Annotated in this window: 16 protein-coding genes, 1 tRNA gene, 3 rRNA genes and 1 other annotated feature; of the genes, 6 read left to right on the plus strand and 14 right to left on the minus strand. The window is 52.3% G+C overall.

The features are described 5' to 3' along the window. Positions 1 to 20: 20 nt before the first annotated feature. Positions 21 to 1,088: a zinc-dependent alcohol dehydrogenase family protein gene (locus tag NYE92_RS09395; RefSeq protein ID WP_259018891.1), complete on the minus strand. Its 1,068-nt coding sequence runs from the start codon at positions 1,086 to 1,088 to the stop codon at positions 21 to 23. A gap of 106 nt (positions 1,089 to 1,194) precedes the next feature. Here NYE92_RS09395 and NYE92_RS09400 point away from each other — a divergent pair, with 106 nt between their 5' ends. After that, a complete protein-coding gene (locus tag NYE92_RS09400) occupies positions 1,195 to 1,656 on the plus strand; it encodes an Lrp/AsnC family transcriptional regulator (RefSeq protein ID WP_014605185.1) in 462 nt (153 codons plus the stop codon). Positions 1,657 to 2,103: 447 nt separating this feature from the next. Here the strand turns inward: NYE92_RS09400 and rrf are convergent. The 7 genes from rrf to rluD form a co-directional block, all read right to left on the minus strand. After that, positions 2,104 to 2,219, minus strand: a 5S ribosomal RNA gene (gene rrf, locus NYE92_RS09405). A gap of 229 nt (positions 2,220 to 2,448) precedes the next feature. Further along, positions 2,449 to 5,354: ribosomal RNA gene (locus tag NYE92_RS09410) — 23S ribosomal RNA — on the minus strand. Positions 5,355 to 5,564: 210 nt separating this feature from the next. Then, positions 5,565 to 5,639: transfer RNA gene (locus tag NYE92_RS09415), tRNA-Glu, on the minus strand. Positions 5,640 to 5,729: 90 nt separating this feature from the next. Further along, positions 5,730 to 7,271, minus strand: a 16S ribosomal RNA gene (locus NYE92_RS09420). Together the 16S, 23S and 5S rRNA genes with 1 tRNA gene alongside form the textbook arrangement of a ribosomal RNA operon. A 479-nt stretch (positions 7,272 to 7,750) precedes the next feature. Next, positions 7,751 to 10,324, minus strand: a complete 2,574-nt coding sequence (gene clpB, locus NYE92_RS09425; protein WP_014605184.1) for an ATP-dependent chaperone ClpB — start codon at positions 10,322 to 10,324, stop codon at positions 7,751 to 7,753. A 125-nt stretch (positions 10,325 to 10,449) separates the two neighbouring features. After that, a complete protein-coding gene (gene yfiH, locus NYE92_RS09430) occupies positions 10,450 to 11,178 on the minus strand; it encodes a purine nucleoside phosphorylase YfiH (RefSeq protein ID WP_259018892.1) in 729 nt (242 codons plus the stop codon). Beyond that, entirely contained in the window at positions 11,175 to 12,155 is a 981-nt protein-coding gene (gene rluD, locus NYE92_RS09435) for a 23S rRNA pseudouridine(1911/1915/1917) synthase RluD (RefSeq protein WP_013026884.1), read from the minus strand. Before rluD ends, yfiH begins: the two co-directional genes overlap by 4 nt. 129 nt (positions 12,156 to 12,284) lie before the next feature. Here rluD and bamD point away from each other — a divergent pair, with 129 nt between their 5' ends. From bamD to pheA, 4 genes are all read left to right on the plus strand, one after another. Next, positions 12,285 to 13,016 carry an outer membrane protein assembly factor BamD gene (gene bamD / locus NYE92_RS09440; protein ID WP_013026885.1) on the plus strand — a complete coding sequence of 244 codons (732 nt, stop codon included), beginning with the start codon at positions 12,285 to 12,287 and terminating at the stop codon, positions 13,014 to 13,016. Positions 13,017 to 13,293: 277 nt separating this feature from the next. Then, entirely contained in the window at positions 13,294 to 13,626 is a 333-nt protein-coding gene (gene raiA / locus NYE92_RS09445) for a ribosome-associated translation inhibitor RaiA (protein WP_013026886.1), read from the plus strand. 100 nt (positions 13,627 to 13,726) lie between these two features. Further along, positions 13,727 to 13,850: a sequence feature (Phe leader region), on the plus strand. After that, a complete protein-coding gene (locus NYE92_RS09450; protein ID WP_193372328.1) occupies positions 13,728 to 13,775 on the plus strand; it encodes a hypothetical protein in 48 nt (15 codons plus the stop codon). It overlaps the preceding feature by 48 nt. A 22-nt stretch (positions 13,851 to 13,872) precedes the next feature. Further along, complete coding sequence (pheA, locus tag NYE92_RS09455; protein WP_194761696.1) at positions 13,873 to 15,036, plus strand: bifunctional chorismate mutase/prephenate dehydratase; 1,164 nt, start codon at positions 13,873 to 13,875, stop codon at positions 15,034 to 15,036. Between the two features lie 36 nt (positions 15,037 to 15,072). On the opposite strand, the gene tyrA is transcribed toward pheA, so the two are convergent. Together tyrA and NYE92_RS09465 are read right to left on the minus strand one after the other, a co-directional pair. Further along, a complete protein-coding gene (tyrA, locus tag NYE92_RS09460) occupies positions 15,073 to 16,194 on the minus strand; it encodes a bifunctional chorismate mutase/prephenate dehydrogenase (RefSeq protein WP_259018893.1) in 1,122 nt (373 codons plus the stop codon). A 6-nt stretch (positions 16,195 to 16,200) separates the two neighbouring features. Continuing rightward, positions 16,201 to 17,280, minus strand: coding sequence for a 3-deoxy-7-phosphoheptulonate synthase (locus tag NYE92_RS09465; protein WP_014605181.1), 1,080 nt, complete (start codon positions 17,278 to 17,280; stop codon positions 16,201 to 16,203). A 285-nt stretch (positions 17,281 to 17,565) separates the two neighbouring features. Here NYE92_RS09465 and NYE92_RS09470 point away from each other — a divergent pair, with 285 nt between their 5' ends. Next, positions 17,566 to 18,096: a GNAT family N-acetyltransferase gene (locus tag NYE92_RS09470; protein WP_259018895.1), complete on the plus strand. Its 531-nt coding sequence runs from the start codon at positions 17,566 to 17,568 to the stop codon at positions 18,094 to 18,096. 18 nt (positions 18,097 to 18,114) lie between these two features. Here NYE92_RS09470 and NYE92_RS09475 read toward each other — a convergent pair whose 3' ends face one another. The 4 genes from NYE92_RS09475 to rimM form a co-directional block, all read right to left on the minus strand. Then, entirely contained in the window at positions 18,115 to 18,669 is a 555-nt protein-coding gene (locus NYE92_RS09475; RefSeq protein ID WP_019104712.1) for a hypothetical protein, read from the minus strand. A 295-nt stretch (positions 18,670 to 18,964) separates the two neighbouring features. Then, positions 18,965 to 19,312: a 50S ribosomal protein L19 gene (rplS, locus tag NYE92_RS09480; RefSeq protein WP_013026892.1), complete on the minus strand. Its 348-nt coding sequence runs from the start codon at positions 19,310 to 19,312 to the stop codon at positions 18,965 to 18,967. 42 nt (positions 19,313 to 19,354) lie between these two features. Beyond that, the gene (gene trmD, locus NYE92_RS09485) at positions 19,355 to 20,116 is read right to left on the minus strand and encodes a tRNA (guanosine(37)-N1)-methyltransferase TrmD (RefSeq protein WP_014594415.1); all 762 of its coding nucleotides are present in this window, start codon (positions 20,114 to 20,116) and stop codon (positions 19,355 to 19,357) included. A 35-nt stretch (positions 20,117 to 20,151) separates the two neighbouring features. Continuing rightward, on the minus strand, positions 20,152 to 20,700 hold the full coding sequence (gene rimM, locus NYE92_RS09490; RefSeq protein ID WP_014594416.1) for a ribosome maturation factor RimM: 549 nt from the start codon (positions 20,698 to 20,700) through the stop codon (positions 20,152 to 20,154). Between the last annotated feature and the right edge of the window lie 3 nt (positions 20,701 to 20,703).

Below are 20,703 nucleotides of genomic sequence, written 5' to 3' on the forward strand. Positions count from 1 at the left end.
CAGGCCGGTGTTTTAGTGCATCAGAACGTCGTGACTACCGTGACGCCCGGTGATTCAAACTTATCCATATTGATTAACGCTTCTATGGATTGCTCGAGGCTGATGGTGCGGCCAATGAGCTTTTCAGGACAGAGTTTACCGGTGGCAATCATGTTCATCATGTCGCCGTAACGATGAGCCTGCATGCCGTGACTGCCAATAATCTCCAGTTCGTTAGCAATAACGCTGGCCATTGGAATGGGCGGCGCACTGTGTTCGCCCGCCATCAGGCCTATCTGGATGTGCCTGCCTCTTTTTCTTAAGGAATGAATGGAGTTCACGCAGGTCACAGTATGACCCAGCGCATCCAGTGACACATGTGCTCCGCCTTGGGTGATTTCTCTAATGGCTTCCGCCACATTGTGCACGCGAGCGCCATTTACTACGGCAACTGCACCCAAATCAAGGGCCAGCTGCAGCTTTTCATCCGAAATATCCACCGCCACCACGTTTGCTCCGAGCGCATTCGCGATCATGATGGCGGAAAGTCCCACACCGCCACAGCCGTGCACGGCAAGCCACTGACCTGCCGACGTTCTTCCCTGATCGACCACTGCCCTGAACGAGGTAATAAAACGGCACCCGAGACTGGCTGCGGTAGTGAAGTTCAGCGTGTCCGGCAGTGCGATAAGATTTAAGTCGGCCTGCTGTATCGCTACGTATTCGGCGAACGATCCCCAGTGCGTGAAGCCAGGCTGGAACTGATGGTCACAGACCTGCTGATTACCGGTATGACATTCGTGACAAAAGCCGCACCCCGATACAAAAGGTACCGTGACATTATCGCCCGGCCGCCATTTAGTCACCGCGTTGCCAACGGCTTCAATTGTGCCTGCGAATTCGTGTCCCGGCACATGAGGCAGAGGAATATCGGGATCGTGCCCGACCCAGCCGTGCCAGTCACTTCGGCAAACACCGGTGGCTTTGACCCGAATCACCACGCCATGCGGCTCGGGAGTAGGGTCCGGGACCGTTTGCAGCATCGGCGGCGACAGAAATGACTCGTATATCACTGCTTTCATCAGTAAACCCTCATCGTAGGCGTTCATAAAATTATACCTTTCGATTCGGAAATTACTTTTCATCTGTTGCAGGCGGATAATTATTTATGAAATTATCCTTCATCAAACATGCAATGGTTGAGTGGATATTTCAGTGAGTCTTCTTGATAAGAAAGATCTGGCGCTGCTGCGTTATCTGCAGCAGGACGGCAGGGTATCGAGTCTTAAACTTTCACAGGATTTGGATGTTAGCCCGGCTTCTGCATGGCGACGTCTGAAACGGCTTGAGGATGAGGCGTTTATTGAGGGTTATCAGGCGGTGGTTAACCGCAGAAAAGTGGGCTTTGGCGTGATGGCATTTGTCCGTCTGGTCTGTAGCCAGCACAGTGAAGCGGCAACGCGGGATTTTGAAGACAGGATTAATGCCAATCCCTATGTGCTTTCCTGCCACAACATTACCGGTGAAGCTGATTTCCTTTTACAGGTCGTGGCGCGCGACTTAGACCATTACAGTCTTTTTATCGAAAAGGAACTGCGTAAATTACCGGGGATACTGAGTATTAATTCTTCGATTTCGCTCAGAGAAGTGAAGAAAACGCATCCGCTACCGGTTTAACGGTGTCGCGATTTTGCAGGATGCAATGCAAAGTTGCTTTTCACTCGTTCTACCCTTCATAGCTGGGTAGTCGGCAAATTCCTTGTTGCCTGATTAATGCTATCGGTTAAAAAAACAGCTATTGCATTGTGCTGGATCTCAAACAGAGAAGGAATGCGGTGGATTGCGGTCAGGTACTTGCGGCTTTTGTATCGATGGCGTTTGTTGTATCACGATGATCAGGCGGTTCGTCGTCTTTGGGCAGGGGGTGCAGGTATATGACGCCGGGCGCGGCATGCCATCCGGCTTTCTCACGCGCCATTTTCCCGATCCGGCGGTTTTAATGACGCGGAAGGCACTCGCGCGGTCCCGGCCGTGCAGGACAGCCGGCCTGACGCCCCGCTTTTCACCGGTTACGCAAGTAAAAAAGCCCTGAACTTTCGTTCAGGGCTTTTTTACTTGTTTGATGCCTGGCAGTTCCCTACTCTCGCATGGGGAGACCCCACACTACCATCGGCGCTACGGCGTTTCACTTCTGAGTTCGGCATGGGGTCAGGTGGGACCACCGCGCTACAGCCGCCAGGCAAATTCTTTGTGCTCCGTCCTGCGTCTTTCACGCTGCTGCCGCGCTGGCTTCCCTCGCGCCGCTCAGTCACATACCTCAGTATGCTCCTTCACCCCGTCTCGGTTGCCGCCTTGCACTCAGCGCAAAATCCTTCGGACTCGCGTCCGCAGAACAGAACTAAATTCTTTATCCGGTAAACAATGCTGAAAATTCAAGTCGTCTCTCTACCAAAACGCCTCTGGCGTTGTAAGGTTAAGCCTCACGGGTCATTAGTACCGGTAAGCTCAACGCATCGCTGCGCTTACACACCCGGCCTATCAACGTCGTCGTCTTCAACGTCCCTTCAGGAGCCTTAAAGGCTCAGGGAGAACTCATCTCGGGGCAAGTTTCGTGCTTAGATGCTTTCAGCACTTATCTTTTCCGCACTTAGCTACCGGGCAGTGCCACTGGCGTGACAACCCGGACACCAGCGGTGCGTTCACTCCGGTCCTCTCGTACTAGGAGCAACCCCCCTCAATTCTCCAGCGCCCACGGCAGATAGGGACCGAACTGTCTCACGACGTTCTAAACCCAGCTCGCGTACCACTTTAAACGGCGAACAGCCGTACCCTTGGGACCTACTTCAGCCCCAGGATGTGATGAGCCGACATCGAGGTGCCAAACACCGCCGTCGATATGAACTCTTGGGCGGTATCAGCCTGTTATCCCCGGAGTACCTTTTATCCGTTGAGCGATGGCCCTTCCATTCAGAACCACCGGATCACTATGACCTGCTTTCGCACCTGCTCGAGCCGTCACTCTCGCAGTCAAGCTGGCTTATGCCATTGCACTAACCTCCTGATGTCCGACCAGGATTAGCCAACCTTCGTGCTCCTCCGTTACGCTTTGGGAGGAGACCGCCCCAGTCAAACTACCCACCAGACACTGTCCGCAGCCCGGATTACGGGCCTACGTTAGAACACCAAACATTAAAGGGTGGTATTTCAAGGTCGGCTCCACGCAGACTGGCGTCCACGCTTCAAAGCCTCCCACCTATCCTACACATCAAGGCTCAGTGTTCAGTGTCAAGCTGTAGTAAAGGTTCACGGGGTCTTTCCGTCTTGCCGCGGGTACACTGCATCTTCACAGCGATTTCAATTTCACTGAGTCTCGGGTGGAGACAGCCTGGCCATCATTACGCCATTCGTGCAGGTCGGAACTTACCCGACAAGGAATTTCGCTACCTTAGGACCGTTATAGTTACGGCCGCCGTTTACCGGGGCTTCGATCAAGAGCTTCTCCTTGCGGATAACCCCATCAATTAACCTTCCGGCACCGGGCAGGCGTCACACCGTATACGTCCACTTTCGTGTTTGCACAGTGCTGTGTTTTTAATAAACAGTTGCAGCCAGCTGGTATCTTCGACTGGCTTCAGCTCCGGGAGCAAGTCCCTTCACCTACGCGCCAGCGTGCCTTCTCCCGAAGTTACGGCACCATTTTGCCTAGTTCCTTCACCCGAGTTCTCTCAAGCGCCTTGGTATTCTCTACCTGACCACCTGTGTCGGTTTGGGGTACGATTTTGTGTTACCTGATGCTTAGAGGCTTTTCCTGGAAGCAGGGCATTTATCACTTCAGCACCGTAGTGCCTCGTCGTCACGCCTCAGTGTAAAGTGAACCGGATTTGCCTGGAACACACACCTACACGCTTAAACCGGGACAACCGTCGCCCGGCCGATATAGCCTTCTCCGTCCCCCCTTCGCAGTAACACCAAGTACAGGAATATTAACCTGTTTCCCATCGACTACGCCTTTCGGCCTCGCCTTAGGGGTCGACTCACCCTGCTCCGATTAACGTTGAACAGGAACCCTTGGTCTTCCGGCGACAAGGTTTTTCACCTTGTTTATCGTTACTTATGTCAGCATTCGCACTTCTGATACCTCCAGCATGCCTCACAGCACACCTTCGACGGCTTACAGAACGCTCCCCTACCCAACAACGCATAAGCGTCGCTGCCGCAGCTTCGGTGCATGGTTTAGCCCCGTTACATCTTCCGCGCAGGCCGACTCGACCAGTGAGCTATTACGCTTTCTTTAAATGATGGCTGCTTCTAAGCCAACATCCTGGCTGTCTGGGCCTTCCCACATCGTTTCCCACTTAACCATGACTTTGGGACCTTAGCTGGCGGTCTGGGTTGTTTCCCTCTTCACGACGGACGTTAGCACCCGCCGTGTGTCTCCCGTGATAACATTCTCCGGTATTCGCAGTTTGCATCGGGTTGGTAAGCCGGGATGGCCCCCTAGCCGAAACAGTGCTCTACCCCCGGAGATGAATTCACGAGGCGCTACCTAAATAGCTTTCGGGGAGAACCAGCTATCTCCCGGTTTGATTGGCCTTTCACCCCCAGCCACAGGTCATCCGCTAATTTTTCAACATTAGTCGGTTCGGTCCTCCAGTTAGTGTTACCCAACCTTCAACCTGCCCATGGCTAGATCACCGGGTTTCGGGTCTATACCCTGCAACTTAACGCCCAGTTAAGACTCGGTTTCCCTGCGGCTCCCCTATGCGGTTAACCTTGCTACAGAATATAAGTCGCTGACCCATTATACAAAAGGTACGCAGTCACCCCATAAAGAGGCTCCCACTGCTTGTACGTACACGGTTTCAGGTTCTGTTTCACTCCCCTCGCCGGGGTTCTTTTCGCCTTTCCCTCACGGTACTGGTTCACTATCGGTCAGTCAGGAGTATTTAGCCTTGGAGGATGGTCCCCCCATATTCAGACAGGATACCACGTGTCCCGCCTTACTCATCGAACTCACAGCCTGTGCACCTTTGTGTACGGGAGTATCACCCTGTACCCTGCGACTTTCCAGACGCTTCCACTGATGCACAAGCTGATGATGGTTCTGGGCTCCTCCCCGTTCGCTCGCCGCTACTGGGGGAATCTCGGTTGATTTCTTTTCCTCGGGGTACTTAGATGTTTCAGTTCCCCCGGTTCGCCTCATACAGCTATGTATTCACTGCATGATAGTGTGACGAGTCACACTGGGTTTCCCCATTCGGGTATCGCCGGTTGTAGCGGTTCATATCACCTTACCGGCGCTTATCGCAGATTAGCACGCCCTTCATCGCCTCTGACTGCCAGGGCATCCACCGTGTACGCTTAGTCGCTTAACCTCACAACCCACAGGCGTTTTACGCTGCGTGTCATGAGCTTTTGAGAGACTCGAACGCGTTGTGCTGTGTTCCTTATTACGGAGGAACACGACAATGCGTCGTTTCAAATTTTCAGCTTGTTCCGGATTGTTAAAGAGCAATATCTTAAAGATGACTCGCAAGTCATCTTTAAGATATGTGGGCAACACCTTTCACCTGTCACCAAGCAAGTGGCGTCCCCTAGGGGATTCGAACCCCTGTTGCCGCCGTGAAAGGGCGGAGTCCTAACCGCTAGACGAAGGGGACACTGACGTGTCTCGACTTCGCAGCCGTCTTGCTTCTTTATCTTTCTATCAGACAATCTGTGTGAGCACTTCGCGGGAAGGTATCTTCAGGTAAGGAGGTGATCCAACCGCAGGTTCCCCTACGGTTACCTTGTTACGACTTCACCCCAGTCATGAATCACAAAGTGGTAAGCGCCCTCCCGAAGGTTAAGCTACCTACTTCTTTTGCAACCCACTCCCATGGTGTGACGGGCGGTGTGTACAAGGCCCGGGAACGTATTCACCGTGGCATTCTGATCCACGATTACTAGCGATTCCGACTTCACGGAGTCGAGTTGCAGACTCCGATCCGGACTACGACGCACTTTATGAGGTCCGCTTGCTCTCGCGAGGTCGCTTCTCTTTGTATGCGCCATTGTAGCACGTGTGTAGCCCTACTCGTAAGGGCCATGATGACTTGACGTCATCCCCACCTTCCTCCGGTTTATCACCGGCAGTCTCCTTTGAGTTCCCGACCGAATCGCTGGCAACAAAGGATAAGGGTTGCGCTCGTTGCGGGACTTAACCCAACATTTCACAACACGAGCTGACGACAGCCATGCAGCACCTGTCTCAGAGTTCCCGAAGGCACCAAAGCATCTCTGCTAAGTTCTCTGGATGTCAAGAGTAGGTAAGGTTCTTCGCGTTGCATCGAATTAAACCACATGCTCCACCGCTTGTGCGGGCCCCCGTCAATTCATTTGAGTTTTAACCTTGCGGCCGTACTCCCCAGGCGGTCGACTTAACGCGTTAGCTCCGGAAGCCACTCCTCAAGGGAACAACCTCCAAGTCGACATCGTTTACGGCGTGGACTACCAGGGTATCTAATCCTGTTTGCTCCCCACGCTTTCGCACCTGAGCGTCAGTCTTCGTCCAGGGGGCCGCCTTCGCCACCGGTATTCCTCCAGATCTCTACGCATTTCACCGCTACACCTGGAATTCTACCCCCCTCTACGAGACTCAAGCCTGCCAGTTTCAAATGCAGTTCCCAGGTTAAGCCCGGGGATTTCACATCTGACTTAACAGACCGCCTGCGTGCGCTTTACGCCCAGTAATTCCGATTAACGCTTGCACCCTCCGTATTACCGCGGCTGCTGGCACGGAGTTAGCCGGTGCTTCTTCTGCGGGTAACGTCAATCGACGCGGTTATTAACCACATCGCCTTCCTCCCCGCTGAAAGTACTTTACAACCCGAAGGCCTTCTTCATACACGCGGCATGGCTGCATCAGGCTTGCGCCCATTGTGCAATATTCCCCACTGCTGCCTCCCGTAGGAGTCTGGACCGTGTCTCAGTTCCAGTGTGGCTGGTCATCCTCTCAGACCAGCTAGGGATCGTCGCCTAGGTGGGCCGTTACCCCGCCTACTAGCTAATCCCATCTGGGTTCATCCGATAGTGAGAGGCCCGAAGGTCCCCCTCTTTGGTCTTGCGACGTTATGCGGTATTAGCCACCGTTTCCAGTGGTTATCCCCCTCTATCGGGCAGATCCCCAGACATTACTCACCCGTCCGCCACTCGTCACCCGAGGAGCAAGCTCCTCTGTGCTACCGTCCGACTTGCATGTGTTAGGCCTGCCGCCAGCGTTCAATCTGAGCCATGATCAAACTCTTCAATTTAAAGTTTGATTTGCTGAAACAAGTCCAGCGGTGCTCATCTGTAAAACGTCATAATGAATTTCATTATGTGTTCACTCGTGAGGCTTTGATATTTTTTACGTCCGGAGACGCTGATATCAATCCTGCGAGTGCCCACACAGATTGTCTGATAAATTGTTAAAGAGCAGTGCGAACAGCGGGTTAACCGTCTGTCGCGAGGTGGCGTATATTACGCTTTCCTCCTTCAGAGTCAACCTCTTTTTCAGAAGTTTTTCTCCGGCGGAAACTCCTGGGAGCCTCCTGCTGAACACCGCGTTACGTAAGCCGTTGTGCCGTGTCAGTGGAGGCGCATTATAGGCAAATATTTTAGGCTGACAAGCGCTAATTCAAATAAATCTTTCGAGTGATTACTTTCCAGGCAATACGCTTTAAAAAAAGCCAAAACCACAGATTCCGCGTACAAAAAACGGGCGTAACGCCCGTTTTTAATAAATATGCCTTTACTGGTGGGCAGTAATGACGTCGTCTTTTACGTCCATCTCAATCACTTTGCCCGGGACCAGCTCACCAGAAAGAATCTGCTGTGCCAGTGGGTTTTCTATCTGCTGCTGGATAGCGCGTTTCAGTGGACGCGCACCGTAAACCGGGTCATAACCGTTTTCGCCCAACAGTTTGATCGCCGCATCAGAGATATGCAGCTGATAGCCTCGGTCTTCCAGACGTTTGTACAGCCGCTGCAGTTGAATCTGTGCAATAGACGCAATGTGTTTCTCACCCAGCGGATGGAACACCACTACCTCGTCAATACGGTTCACGAACTCTGGACGGAAATGTTGACCCACTACGCCCATCACCAGATTTTTCATCTCGGGATAATTCAGATTGCCGAAACGTTCCTGAATTAAATCTGAGCCCAGGTTAGAGGTCATGATCACGACCGTATTGCGGAAATCAACGGTGCGCCCTTGTCCGTCCGTCAACCGGCCATCATCCAGAACCTGCAGCAAAATATTGAAGACATCGGGATGCGCCTTCTCGATTTCATCCAACAGGATCACAGAATAAGGACGACGGCGAACCGCTTCAGTCAGATAGCCGCCCTCTTCATAGCCGACATAACCCGGAGGTGCGCCCACCAGCCGCGACACAGAATGTTTTTCCATAAATTCTGACATGTCGATACGAACCATCGCATCGTCACTGTCGAACAGGAAGTTAGCCAGTGATTTACACAGTTCCGTTTTACCCACACCTGTTGGGCCCAGGAACAGGAACGACCCGACAGGACGATTAGGATCGGCCAGACCTGCGCGGCTACGGCGAATGGCATTGGAAACCGCTTCAACCGCTTCATCCTGTCCGATGACTCGTGAATGCAGTTCCTGCTCCATACGCAGAAGTTTGTCGCGCTCCCCTTCCATCATCCGGGCGACCGGAATACCGGTCCAGCGCGCCAGAACATCGGCAATCTCAACGTCCGTTACGCGGTTACGCAGCAGCTTCATCGTCTTGCCTTCAGACTGTGTAGCGGAAGCCAGCTGTTTCTCCAGCGCCGGGATCTTGCCGTACTGCAGTTCAGACATCTGTGCCAGATCGCCTGAGCGACGTGCCTGCTCAAGTGTAAGGCGCGCCTGCTCCAGCTCCGCTTTGATATTCTGCGTGCCGGTCAACGAGGCCTTTTCCGCTTTCCACTCTTCTTCCAGCTCGGCATATTCACGCTCTTTCTGGTTGAGCTCGGCTTCCAGCATATCCAGACGTTTGACGCTGGCATCATCAGATTCTTTCTTCAACGCCTGCTGTTCCAGCTTCAGCTGAATAATACGGCGCTCCAGACGATCCAGTGCTTCCGGCTTGGAGTCAATCTGCATACGGATACTGGATGCCGCCTCATCAATCAGGTCAATCGCCTTATCTGGCAACTGGCGATCGGCTATGTAGCGATGAGAAAGCGTTGCTGCCGCGACGATAGCCGGGTCAGTGATCTGCACATGATGGTGCAACTCATAACGCTCTTTCAAACCCCGCAAAATCGCGATGGTATCTTCAACGCTGGGCTCTGCCACAAACACTTTCTGGAAACGGCGCTCCAGCGCTGCGTCTTTCTCGATATACTGGCGATATTCGTCCAGCGTGGTAGCGCCGACACAGTGTAACTCGCCGCGCGCCAGCGCAGGTTTCAGCATATTGCCGGCGTCCATTGCACCATCTGCTTTACCCGCGCCCACCATGGTATGCAGCTCATCAATAAACAGAATGACGTTGCCTTCCTGCTTAGACAGGTCGCTGAGCACGCCTTTCAGACGCTCTTCGAATTCACCACGGTATTTAGCCCCTGCCACCAGCGCGCCCATATCCAGTGCCAGCACACGGCGGCCTTTCAGCCCTTCCGGCACTTCACCATTGATAATGCGCTGCGCCAGCCCTTCGACGATGGCGGTTTTACCTACGCCGGGCTCACCAATCAACACGGGGTTGTTTTTAGTACGACGTTGCAGTACCTGAATGGTACGGCGAATCTCTTCATCACGCCCAATCACCGGATCGAGCTTGCCTTTCTCGGCGCGCTCGGTGAGATCGATCGTATATTTCTTTAAAGCCTGACGCTGATCTTCAGCACCCTGATCGTTCACGTTGTCGCCTCCACGAAGTTGTTCAATCGCTTTGGTGAGCTTTTCGTTGGTGACGCCTGCGGATTTCAATATGTCCGCCAGCGAGCCACGTGAATCCAGGGCTGCCAAAACAAATAATTCTGATGAGATAAAGTTGTCGTTGCGCTTCTGTGCCAGCTTATCGCACAGGTTAAGCACTCGGATCAGGTCGGATGATGGCTGCACATCTCCGCCGCTGCCTTCTACCTGCGGCAAACGGTCAATAGCCTGATCAATTTGCGTACGTAACGATGCTACGTCAGTACCGGCTGAGGACAACAGGGGCGCAACGGAACTCCCTTCCTGCTTGAGCAACGCGCTCATCAGGTGCAAGGGTTCAATAAACTGGTTATCCTGTCCTAAAGCCAAAGACTGCGCGTCGGACAGAGCGAGTTGAAATTTATTAGTAAGACGATCCAGACGCATAATTCCTCCCATTACAGGTCAAATGCTACTGGAGATTAAAATGAGGTCATTCCTCAAATATTCAAGGTTAATGACCTGAAAAAGGACTAAAAAACGCGCTGTCTGGATCGTCTTACGGGCTAAGACTATAACAGCCAAATTAAAGTTGCCATACGGCCGGTGATGCCATCCCGACGATAGGAGAAGAAAGCGTCCTGCTCGCTAAAGGTACAACGTGAATCCGCACTCACTGATTTCACGCCTGCAGCATGGAGCCGCTGACGGGCCAGTAGCCAGATATCCGCGTAGAATTTTTCCCCCGCCGGACGAAAAGCGGCAGCTGCCTCAGGATCGTGATTCATAAACGCGCGACGCACTTCTGCACCGACTTCGAACGCATCAGGACCAATGGCCGGCCCGAGCCAGGCGTGAATATTACCGGGCGCAGCCTGAAACTGTGCCAGGGTATTTTCTAGTACGCCGCCACACAGCCCGCGCCATCCTGCATGAGCCGCAGCAACTTCACGGCCGTCATCCGAACAAAACAGCACAGGCAGGCAGTCAGCCGTCATGATTGCACATACCACGCCCGTTTCCCGTGTGATACAAGCATCTGCCTGTAGCGGCGCGGTTCCCCCTGCGCGCAGGCAGGCAACGTCGGTGGAATGAACCTGCTCCAGCCACTGCGGCATCGCGGGCAACGCCGCAAACGCTATCAGCCGCTCACGGTTGGCTGCCACATGATGCAGCTTGTCACCGACATGGCTGCCAAGATTAAGCGAACGCCAGTTCCCCTCGCTCACGCCGCCCTGCCGTAACGTTGAGACGGCACGCACCCGATCGGGTGCCGGCCATTGTGGAATAATCAGGCTCATAGCCAGTCCAGCTGATCCTTGAACATCTCTGTATCCGCTTTCAGCGCATCAATCAGATCAATCATGTCCTGAGGTATTGCGGCATGGAATTCCATCTCAATCCCAGAGATAGGATGGTAAAGCCGAAGCATCGTCGCATGCAGCGCCTGGCGATCAAACCCGCGCAGCGTGGTAATAAAGTCTTCCGATGCGCCTTTTGGCGGACGCGGACGGCCACCGTAAAGCGGGTCGCCCACCAGAGGATGATTAATGTGCGACATATGCACACGGATCTGGTGCGTACGGCCGGTTTCCAGGCGCAGACGCAACCGCGTATGAGCTCGGAAATGCTCCATGATGCGATAGTGAGTGACAGCCGGTTTCCCCATGGGATGCACGGACATATGCGTACGTTTAGTCGAGTGACGGCTAATCGGTTCATCGACCGTGCCGCCAGCAGTCATCGTACCGATGGCGACCGCTTCATATTCACGTGTAATTTCACGGCGCTGAAGGGCGTCGACAAGGTGCGTTTGCGCCGGGACGGTTTTCGCCACGACCATCAGCCCGGTTGTATCTTTGTCCAGGCGATGAACGATGCCCGCTCGCGGGACATCGGCAATGGCGGGATAGTGATGCAGCAGCGCATTGAGTACGGTGCCATCAGGATTGCCCGCGCCCGGATGCACCACAAAGTCACGTGGTTTATTGATGACAATGATATCTTCATCTTCGTAGACGATATCCAGCGGGATATTTTGGGGTTCCCAGCGCTGCTCTTCTTCGATCTCAGCATCGATGGTCACGCGCTCGCCGCCGAGCACTTTTTCTTTCGGCTTATCAGTCACAGTGCCGTTGACACTGACGCGCTGGTTAAGGATCCACTCTTTTATGCGGGAACGTGAATAATCAGGGAACAATTCCGCCAAAGTTTGATCTAAACGTTGTCCGAGTTGTGACTCGGATACCGTTGCGGTGAGTTGAACTTGTTGTGCCATATACAGCTTCTTCGTTAACGTTGGGTTTTACGGCGATGCCGTTTAATATAATGTGCTATCGTACCTGGTCATTACCGGGAGCTATACGGACAGCTTCCGCCATAACATTTTGAGGATAATCACTTCGTCATGACGCGTATGAAATATCTGGTGGCTGCAGCCACACTGAGCCTGGCACTTGTTGGTTGTTCCGGCTCAAATGACGCGGTACCGGACAACCCGCCTTCTGAAATCTATGCTACAGCGCAACAAAAGCTGCAGGACGGTAACTTTAAAGCGGCGATTAAGCAACTGGAAGCGCTGGATAATCGTTACCCATTCGGTCCCTATTCGCAGCAGGTTCAGTTGGATTTGATCTACGCGTACTATAAAAATGCCGATCTGCCGATGGCGCAGGCTGCCATCAGCCGCTTTATGCGTTTAAATCCTACGCATCCTAATATCGATTACGTCATCTATATGAAAGGGCTGACGGATATGGCGCTGGATGATTCGGCATTGCAGGGCTTTTTCGGCATCGACCGTTCAGATCGCGATCCTACCCATGCTCGTGATGCATTCCGCGACTTTGCACAGCTGCTGCGCAGCTATCCAAACAGCCAATATGCAGCCGATGCCTATAAACGTCAGGTCTATCTGAAAGACCGTTTGTCAAAATATGAGCTTTCAGTGGCGCAATTCTATACCAAGCGTGGGGCCTATGTCGCGGTTGTTAACCGTGTTGAAGGCATGATGCGCGATTATCCGGACACGCAGGCGACGCACGATGCGTTACCGCTGATGGAAAACGCCTATCGCCAGTTGCAACTGAACGCCGAGGCAGATAAAGTCGCAAAAATTATCGCAGCAAACAACGACTGAGACGTTCGCGCGTTGAGCCACAAAAAAAGCAGCCCTGGAGGCTGCTTTTTTATGCGCATAAAACAGGCAAAATGTTGATTTACCTGTTGAGCTAACTTATCAAGAATGCCTTGATAAGGTGTTAGCTTCAAGGCTTTTCGGCCACATTCTCGCCCTTTCTCACAATTTGCTGTAGTTGACAAAAAGTGACATTTTTTTGTGATCAAAATCACACATCTACAGAGATATCGCGCTATGCTGGATCCATTCAGACGGCAATCACAGAGAGGTAAGCATAATGATCGTGAATATTACCAGTAAGCAAATGGAAATTACTCCAGCCATCCGTGAACACGTCGAAGACCGTCTCGCCAAGCTAGAAAAGTGGCAAACCGACCTGATTAACCCGCATATCGTTCTGTCGAAAGAATCCAAAGAGTTTGTGGCAGACGCCACGATTAATACGCCAAACGGTACACTGGTCGCCAGTGCCAAACATGACGATATGTACACTGCTATCAACGACCTGATAGGAAAACTCGAGCGCCAACTTAATAAAGTGCAGCACAAATCTGAAGCGCGCCGCGCGGCCACCAGCGTTAAAGACTTTACCCCCGCCGCCGAAGAGTAAGTTTTGTCCTCACCTTCCTGACGCGCCTACGGGCGCGTTTTTTGTTGACAGCTTTTCATCTGTGCGGTTACTCTCAGAACAGCTTATTTTTGGAACCTGTCATGAAAACACTGTCGTTTTTCTTCGCTTTCTTTTTTACCTTCCCCTGACTGGGAGGCCATTCGTCGTGTAAAAAGAAAGCGAAGACGAACAACAAAGCCTCCCAACCGGGAGGCTTTTTTATTGGATAGCTTACAGGTGAGCCTTATGACCCCGGACAATCCGCTTCTGGCACTGCGTGATAAAATCAGCGCCGTTGATGAAAAACTACTGACCTTACTTGCTGAACGGCGTTTGCTGGCTGTGGAGGTTGCAAAGTCGAAGCTGGCAACGCACCGCCCTGTCCGCGACGTCGAACGTGAACGCGCACTGATTGAGCACCTCATCGTACTGGGTAAAAAACATCAGTTGGATGCGCACTACATTACCCGCCTGTTTCAGTTAGTGATTGAAGATTCGGTTCTGACTCAGCAGGCCTTGCTGCAAAAAAACCTCAACCATACGCATGCTCATGCGGCCCGCATCGCCTTCTTGGGCCCGAAAGGCTCTTACTCTCATCTGGCTGCCCGTCAGTATGCCGCGCGTCATTTCAGTAACATGGTTGAATGCGGTTGCCTGAAATTTCATGACATTATCAAACAGGTGGAGAATAACGCGGCGGATTACGCCGTCTTACCGATCGAGAATACCAGCTCCGGTTCAATCAACGATGTGTACGACCTGCTGCAACAGACCAACCTCTCTATCGTAGGGGAACTGACGCTTCCGATTGAGCACTGCATGTTGGTCAGTAGCCAGAGCGACCTGGAACAGATTGAAACGGTCTACAGCCATCCGCAGCCTTTTCAGCAGACCAGCCACTTCATTAACCGCTTCCCGCACTGGAAGATTGTCTACACCGAAAGCACCGCCGCTGCCATGGAAAAAGTGGCCGCGCTCAACTCACCTAAGGTCGCGGCGATCGGTAGCGAAGCCGGTGGCGAACTGTATCAGTTACAGGTGCTGGAGCGTAATCTGGCCAACCAACAGCAGAATCACACACGCTTTATTGTCCTGGCCCGTAAGCCCATCGAAGTATCCGATCAGATTTCGGCGAAAACGACGCTGATCATGGCAACCGGCCAGCAGGCGGGTGCACTGGTTGACGCACTGTTGGTCTTGCGCCAGCACAACCTGATTATGAGCAAACTGGAATCCCGGCCTATCAACGGTAACCCGTGGGAAGAGATGTTTTATCTGGATGTGCAGGGCAATCTGCAGTCTCAAAAGATGCAGCAGGCATTAGAAGAGCTGAGGGCAATGACGCGTTCGTTAAAAGTACTTGGCTGTTACCCCAGCGAAAATATTATTCCCGTTGAACCCGACAAGTAATCAGTAAAAAGGCATCCAACTGGATGCCTTTTTAGCTTATGGCCGGCTGTCGTTCGCCGAGCGCAGCAGGCTTCGGCTCTCAACCAAAAAGCGTTTGGCGTGATCGCCAAACCACTCTTCTACCCGGTTGAAGCTGGCAATAAAGGCGTTTTTATCACCTTGTTCCAGCAGGGCAATGGCTTCACCAAAGCGCTGATAATAACGTTTGATAAGGTTCAGGTTATTTTCAGACGACATAATGATATCCGCGTACAGCTGCGGATCCTGTGCAAACAGGCGCCCCACCATTGCCAGCTCAAGCCGGTAAATGGGCGAGGACAAAGCCAGGAGCTGATCAAGATTGACATTCTCTTCAGCCAGGTGAAGGCCATAAGCAAAAGTCGCGAAATGGCGCAGCGCCTGGATAAATGCCATGTTCTGATCGTGTTCTTCTGCCCCAATGCGATGCAGGCGCGCTCCCCAGACCTGTATCTGCTCCAGAAACCACTGATAGGCTTCCGGCTGCCGCCCATCGCACCAGACCACAACCTGCTTGGCAAGACTGCCGCTGTCCGGCCCGAACATAGGATGCAGACCGAGTACCGGTCCCTGATGCGCCGCCAGCATCGCCTGTAGGGGCCGATTCTTGACGGACGCCAGATCCACCAGAATACAGTCATCCGGCAGCGCAGGGAGTTGTTGAATCACCTGCTCGGTCAGATGGATAGGCACGCTGATGATCACCATACCGGCATCGCTGAACAGCGTTTCCGCCCGATCCCAGTCATCTTTATCCAGCGTTTTTACCTGGTAGCCTGACAGCGTCAGCATTTTATTAAACAGGCGTCCCATCTGGCCATTACCGCCGACGATCACCACCGGACGTAACTCGGGACACAGGGTTTTAAACCCTTTATCATTTTCGCTGGTATAGGATTCTCGCATGACGCGGCGCAATACGTCTTCAATCAGATCGCCAGGCACGCCCAGCGCTTCTGCCTCTTTGCGACGGGACGCCAGCATAGAAGCTTCCCGCTCCGGAACATAGATTGGCAAACCATGGCGGCTTTTAACTTCGCCGACTTCCGCTACCAGTTCCAGACGTTTTGCCAGTAGATCCAGCAGTGCTTTATCTACCTTATCAATTTGTTCGCGTAATGCCGTTAATTCAGCCACCATTGCCCACTACACCTCGTGTGAAAGACGCGCCGACAGAACCTCGTTTAGCTCATCATGCATTTCGCGCAGTAACGCCTCGGTGACGTTCCAGTTGATGCAGGCATCGGTAACAGAGACGCCGTACTTCATCTCACTGCGCGGCTGCTCGGAAGACTGATTGCCTTCGCTAATGTGGCTTTCCAGCATCAGGCCAATAATCGAACGGTTGCCTTTCTTGATCTGATCGATGGCCGACTGCGCGACGCCAGGCTGACGGCGGTAGTCTTTATCAGAGTTACCGTGGCTGCAATCTATCATTAAGGCCGGGCGGAGTCCCGCTTTAAGCATGGCCGTTTCACATTGTGCCACGTCTTCCGGACTGTAGTTTGGTGCTTTGCCGCCGCGTAAAATAACGTGCCCGTCAGGATTTCCCTGTGTTTGCAACAGGCAAACCTGGCCTGACTGATTGATACCCACAAACCGATGAGGCATTGCCGCCGCGCGCATGGCATTTATCGCCGTCCCCAGGCTGCCGTCGGTACCGTTTTTAAAGCCCACCGGCATTGACAGGCCTGAAGCCATTTCACGGTGGGTTTGTGATTCCGTCGTGCGTGCGCCAATCGCCGACCAGCTAAAAAGATCGCCCAAATATTGCGGGCTGTTTGGATCCAGCGCTTCCGTCGCTAACGGCAAGCCCATATCGACAAGATTCACCAGCAACTCACGGGCAATGTGCAAACCCGCTTCCATATCAAATGAGTTATCCATGTAAGGATCGTTAATTAACCCCTTCCAGCCAACGGTCGTGCGGGGTTTCTCAAAGTAGACGCGCATAACAAGGTACAGTCGATCTTTCACCTGCTCAGAGAGGCTTTGCAGACGACGCGCATAATCCAGAGCCGCTTCTGTATCGTGAATTGAGCATGGGCCACAAACCACTAACAGGCGGGAATCACGGCCTGCAATGATATCCGCAATCGTCTGGCGCGAGGCGGCGATTTGCGCCTGCTGCGCATTGCTCAACGGGAATTTCGTTTTAAGCTCTTCGGGAGTAATCAACACCTGCTCATTGGCGATATGAACATTGTTTAACGCGTCTTTTTGCATCGTCCTGTCCTTTACACTCATTTATGCGGTCACGGGATCCTCATGGAGGAGAGATGAAACTGTATCATAATGAGTACACTCGACAATCCCTTATGTACACTTTATTTACCATCAAAAATAAAACACCTGAAAATATCAATAAAATATATTTAATATCAATGAATTAAAAAAATAAAAACACAATCAGTCAGGCTGTCATTGTGTAAACATAAATATACATAGCATCTGTTCCACCACCGAAATCCCCCTGTTAATATTGATACGTTAACTGACAAGGACGAAAACATGACCCAGACCACCGCAGCCATTCGCCTGCGTCCTTTTGATCTAAGCGATATTGAGGCCTTCACCGTAGCCGTTAATGACTCTTTGGATACGTTATTGCCCTGGATGAGTTGGGCGCATCCGGATTATCAGCCGGATGAAGCCGAAAGCTGGATTCGCTTTACACACTTACAACGCGCACTTAAAGAAGCAGAAGAATTTGCCATCGTGGATGCCCAGAACCACCTGTTAGGTGGTGCAAACTTTCGCTTTGCTAAAAAACCGGGAGAGTTTTGCGCTTTGGGGTACTGGGTTCGCAGTGACGCGCAATGTCAGGGTGTTGCCACGCAAGCGGTAAAGCTGTTACTGGAATTTGGCTTTGCGCGCCCGGATGTACAGACAATAGAACTGCTGGCGGTGGAGAATAACTTCGCCAGCAGACGTGTAGCGGAAAAGAGTGGCGGGCGCTTTATCGATTACCGTTATGGTTTAATTGTTTTAGACAGCGGGCCGGTCAACGCGGCGATCTATCATTTCCAGCGCCCCTCATGAAAAGGCATGAGATCGTACTCAGCGGTCGTAGGCCTCAACATAAGCGACAAGCCAGCTGTTAACGTCTATGGTTTTCCCGGTATTACGCAGAATGATAATGCCGGATTCGATCCGGACCAGTTCGAATGCGCGCATCTCTCTGTGGAAATGACAATAGCCTTTGATAAACATCCCATCGCAGGACTCCACATCCACGCGCCGGTAAGCCACCTTACCCTCGTAGTCAAAATAGCTGAAGCCGATCTCTTTTAGACTCAGCCAGGGCATATCAACCTCGACCAGGGGCACATGCGCCGTCACCGCCGTGGACGTTTTGTTCTTACGTGCCAGTTCCTTTTTGTGTTCGCGGCCTGCCCAAACAAGGATCACGTTAGCCGCCACAAAGATAAGGGCCGGACCATACAACCCCAGCGCAAGAAAAAGGGGAAACAACACGAATCCCATGCTTACCCAGACTGCGGTCAGGCAGCGGCAAAGCCACTTATGCTTGTTGCCTTCAAGTGCATATCGGGCTGAATAGAATGAGGCGAGCGAAAATATAAAGCCGGAAACTAAAAAAACGACGTCTTTCAAAACCTGTCCTTAGGGCAATGAGATTGAATAAGAGAATAATCGGTTGTGTCCGATGACGAGCAGATTGCGTTACGCAGCATCCCGGCGGTTGGCATGCACAGCATCGCAAAGATACCTGTTCTGTTCCGACAGGTTTTCCTTTATGTGAGACAGCGCTTTGGTCTGGCACACTTTGCCTGCAGATGACGGCAAACATTCGGCGTAGGCATTTTGTAGGCACTGGCATAAAAAAGGGGCTGGCACATTGCCAACCCCTTGTTTGCTATTAACTTTTAGATGTCGCGTTAGCGATACCTTAGTTAAGACGCTCTTTGATACGAGCAGACTTACCAGTACGCTCACGCAGGTAGTACAGTTTGGCTTTACGCACAGCGCCACGACGTTTAACAGCGATGCTGTCAATTACCGGAGAGTGAGTCTGGAAGACACGCTCAACGCCTTCGCCGTTAGAAATTTTGCGAACAGTGAATGCAGAGTGCAGACCGCGGTTACGAATAGCGATAACCACGCCCTCGAATGCCTGCAGACGTTTTTTAGAACCTTCAACGACCCATACTTTCACTTCCACGGTATCACCCGGACGGAAGGAAGGTACGTCCTGTTTCATCTGCTCTTGTTCAATTTGCTTAATAATGTTGCTCATAATTAAATCTCTTATCCTGGGTAAACTGATAGTCAGGGAAGATCACTCTCCCGCATCATCGTTTTGTTGCTGGTGTTCCTGTTGGAACGCCTTAAGCAACCTTGCTTGCTCTTCAGTCAGAGCCAGGTTTTCCAGAAGTTCAGGTCTTCTTAGCCAGGTACGGCCTAGCGACTGTTTCAGGCGCCACTGGCGAATATCGGCATGGTTGCCCGACAGCAAAACTGGCGGAACGTCCATCCCTTCTAACACTTCAGGTCGGGTATAGTGCGGACAATCCAGCAATCCGTCAGAGAACGAATCCTCATCGGCTGACGCCTGTTTGCCGAGTACTCCCGGAATGAACCGGGCAACCGCGTCAATCATCGTCATTGCTGGCAGTTCCCCGCCGCTGAGAACGTAATCACCGATTGACCATTCTTCATCAATTTCGGTCTGGATTACGCGCTCATCAATCCCTTCATAGCGACCACAGACAAGGATGAGCTTGTCTCGTGATGCCAGTTCGCAAACGCCCTGTTGGTCAAGTTTGCGGCCCTGAGGTGAAAGATATATCACCCTGGCACCCTCTCCCGCCGCTGCTTTCGCTGCGGAGATGGCATCCCGTAAAGGTTGTACCATCATCAGCATTCCCGGTCCGCCACCATAAGGACGATCGTCCACAGTACGGTGCCGGTCGTGCGTGAAGTCACGTGGACTCCAGCTTTGAACGCTGAGCAGGCCATTTTTTACTGCCCGGCCAGTTACCCCGTAATCGGTAATAGCGCGAAACATTTCTGGAAACAGGCTAATTACACCAATCCACATTGTCTTCGCCGTTACGTTACCGTTTGATTCGGAGATCAAAAACCAGGATCCCAATCTACTTCAATAAGGCCAGTAGAGAGATCGACTTTCTTGATAACCTGTTCATCAAGAAACGGAATTAACCGCTCCTGTACACCAAACGCATCTTTCAGGTTTGCCTTCACGACGAGAACGTCGTTCGAACCGGTTTCCATCATATCGACGACTTTACCCAGTTCGTAGCCTTCAACGTTGACTACCTTGCAACCCATCAGGTCTTTCCAGTAGTACTCACCGTTATCCAGCGCAGGCAGCTGCGTCGAGTCGACCTGAATTTCGCAATTGGTCAACTGTGCCGCCGCATCCCGATCGTCAATGCCTTTGACTTTGATGATCAGGTCCTGATTGTGGTGCTTCCAACCATCCAGTTCCACCTGCTGCCATTTACCGGCGCGCTGGATAAACCAGGGTTGGTAGTCAAAGATGCTTTCAGCGTCTTCAGTGGAGGAAAACACTTTGAGCCAGCCGCGAATGCCGTATGCCGCACCCATTTTACCCAATACAATCGGGTTAACAGGTGCCTGTGCGGCAAGTTGTCTGCTCATGCT

The sequence above is a fragment of the Pantoea sp. B566 genome (genome assembly GCF_024793925.1).
GTDB lineage: Bacteria > Pseudomonadota > Gammaproteobacteria > Enterobacterales > Enterobacteriaceae > Pantoea > Pantoea ananatis.

What these genes read in the sequence shown, in the direction of transcription:
- NYE92_RS09470 (WP_259018895.1), top strand. Translation starts at nt 17,566, where the DNA reads ATGACCCAGACCACCGCAGCCATTCGCCTGCGTCCTTTTGATCTAAGC.
- rimM (WP_014594416.1), bottom strand. Translation starts at nt 20,700, where the DNA reads ATGAGCAGACAACTTGCCGCACAGGCACCTGTTAACCCGATTGTATTG.
- yfiH (WP_259018892.1), bottom strand. Translation starts at nt 11,178, where the DNA reads ATGAGCCTGATTATTCCACAATGGCCGGCACCCGATCGGGTGCGTGCC.
- rplS (WP_013026892.1), bottom strand. Translation starts at nt 19,312, where the DNA reads ATGAGCAACATTATTAAGCAAATTGAACAAGAGCAGATGAAACAGGAC.
- NYE92_RS09465 (WP_014605181.1), bottom strand. Translation starts at nt 17,280, where the DNA reads ATGCAAAAAGACGCGTTAAACAATGTTCATATCGCCAATGAGCAGGTG.
- raiA (WP_013026886.1), top strand. Translation starts at nt 13,294, where the DNA reads ATGATCGTGAATATTACCAGTAAGCAAATGGAAATTACTCCAGCCATC.
- rluD (WP_013026884.1), bottom strand. Translation starts at nt 12,155, where the DNA reads ATGGCACAACAAGTTCAACTCACCGCAACGGTATCCGAGTCACAACTC.
- pheA (WP_194761696.1), top strand. Translation starts at nt 13,873, where the DNA reads ATGACCCCGGACAATCCGCTTCTGGCACTGCGTGATAAAATCAGCGCC.
- bamD (WP_013026885.1), top strand. Translation starts at nt 12,285, where the DNA reads ATGACGCGTATGAAATATCTGGTGGCTGCAGCCACACTGAGCCTGGCA.
- trmD (WP_014594415.1), bottom strand. Translation starts at nt 20,116, where the DNA reads ATGTGGATTGGTGTAATTAGCCTGTTTCCAGAAATGTTTCGCGCTATT.
- NYE92_RS09395 (WP_259018891.1), bottom strand. Translation starts at nt 1,088, where the DNA reads ATGAACGCCTACGATGAGGGTTTACTGATGAAAGCAGTGATATACGAG.
- tyrA (WP_259018893.1), bottom strand. Translation starts at nt 16,194, where the DNA reads ATGGTGGCTGAATTAACGGCATTACGCGAACAAATTGATAAGGTAGAT.
- clpB (WP_014605184.1), bottom strand. Translation starts at nt 10,324, where the DNA reads ATGCGTCTGGATCGTCTTACTAATAAATTTCAACTCGCTCTGTCCGAC.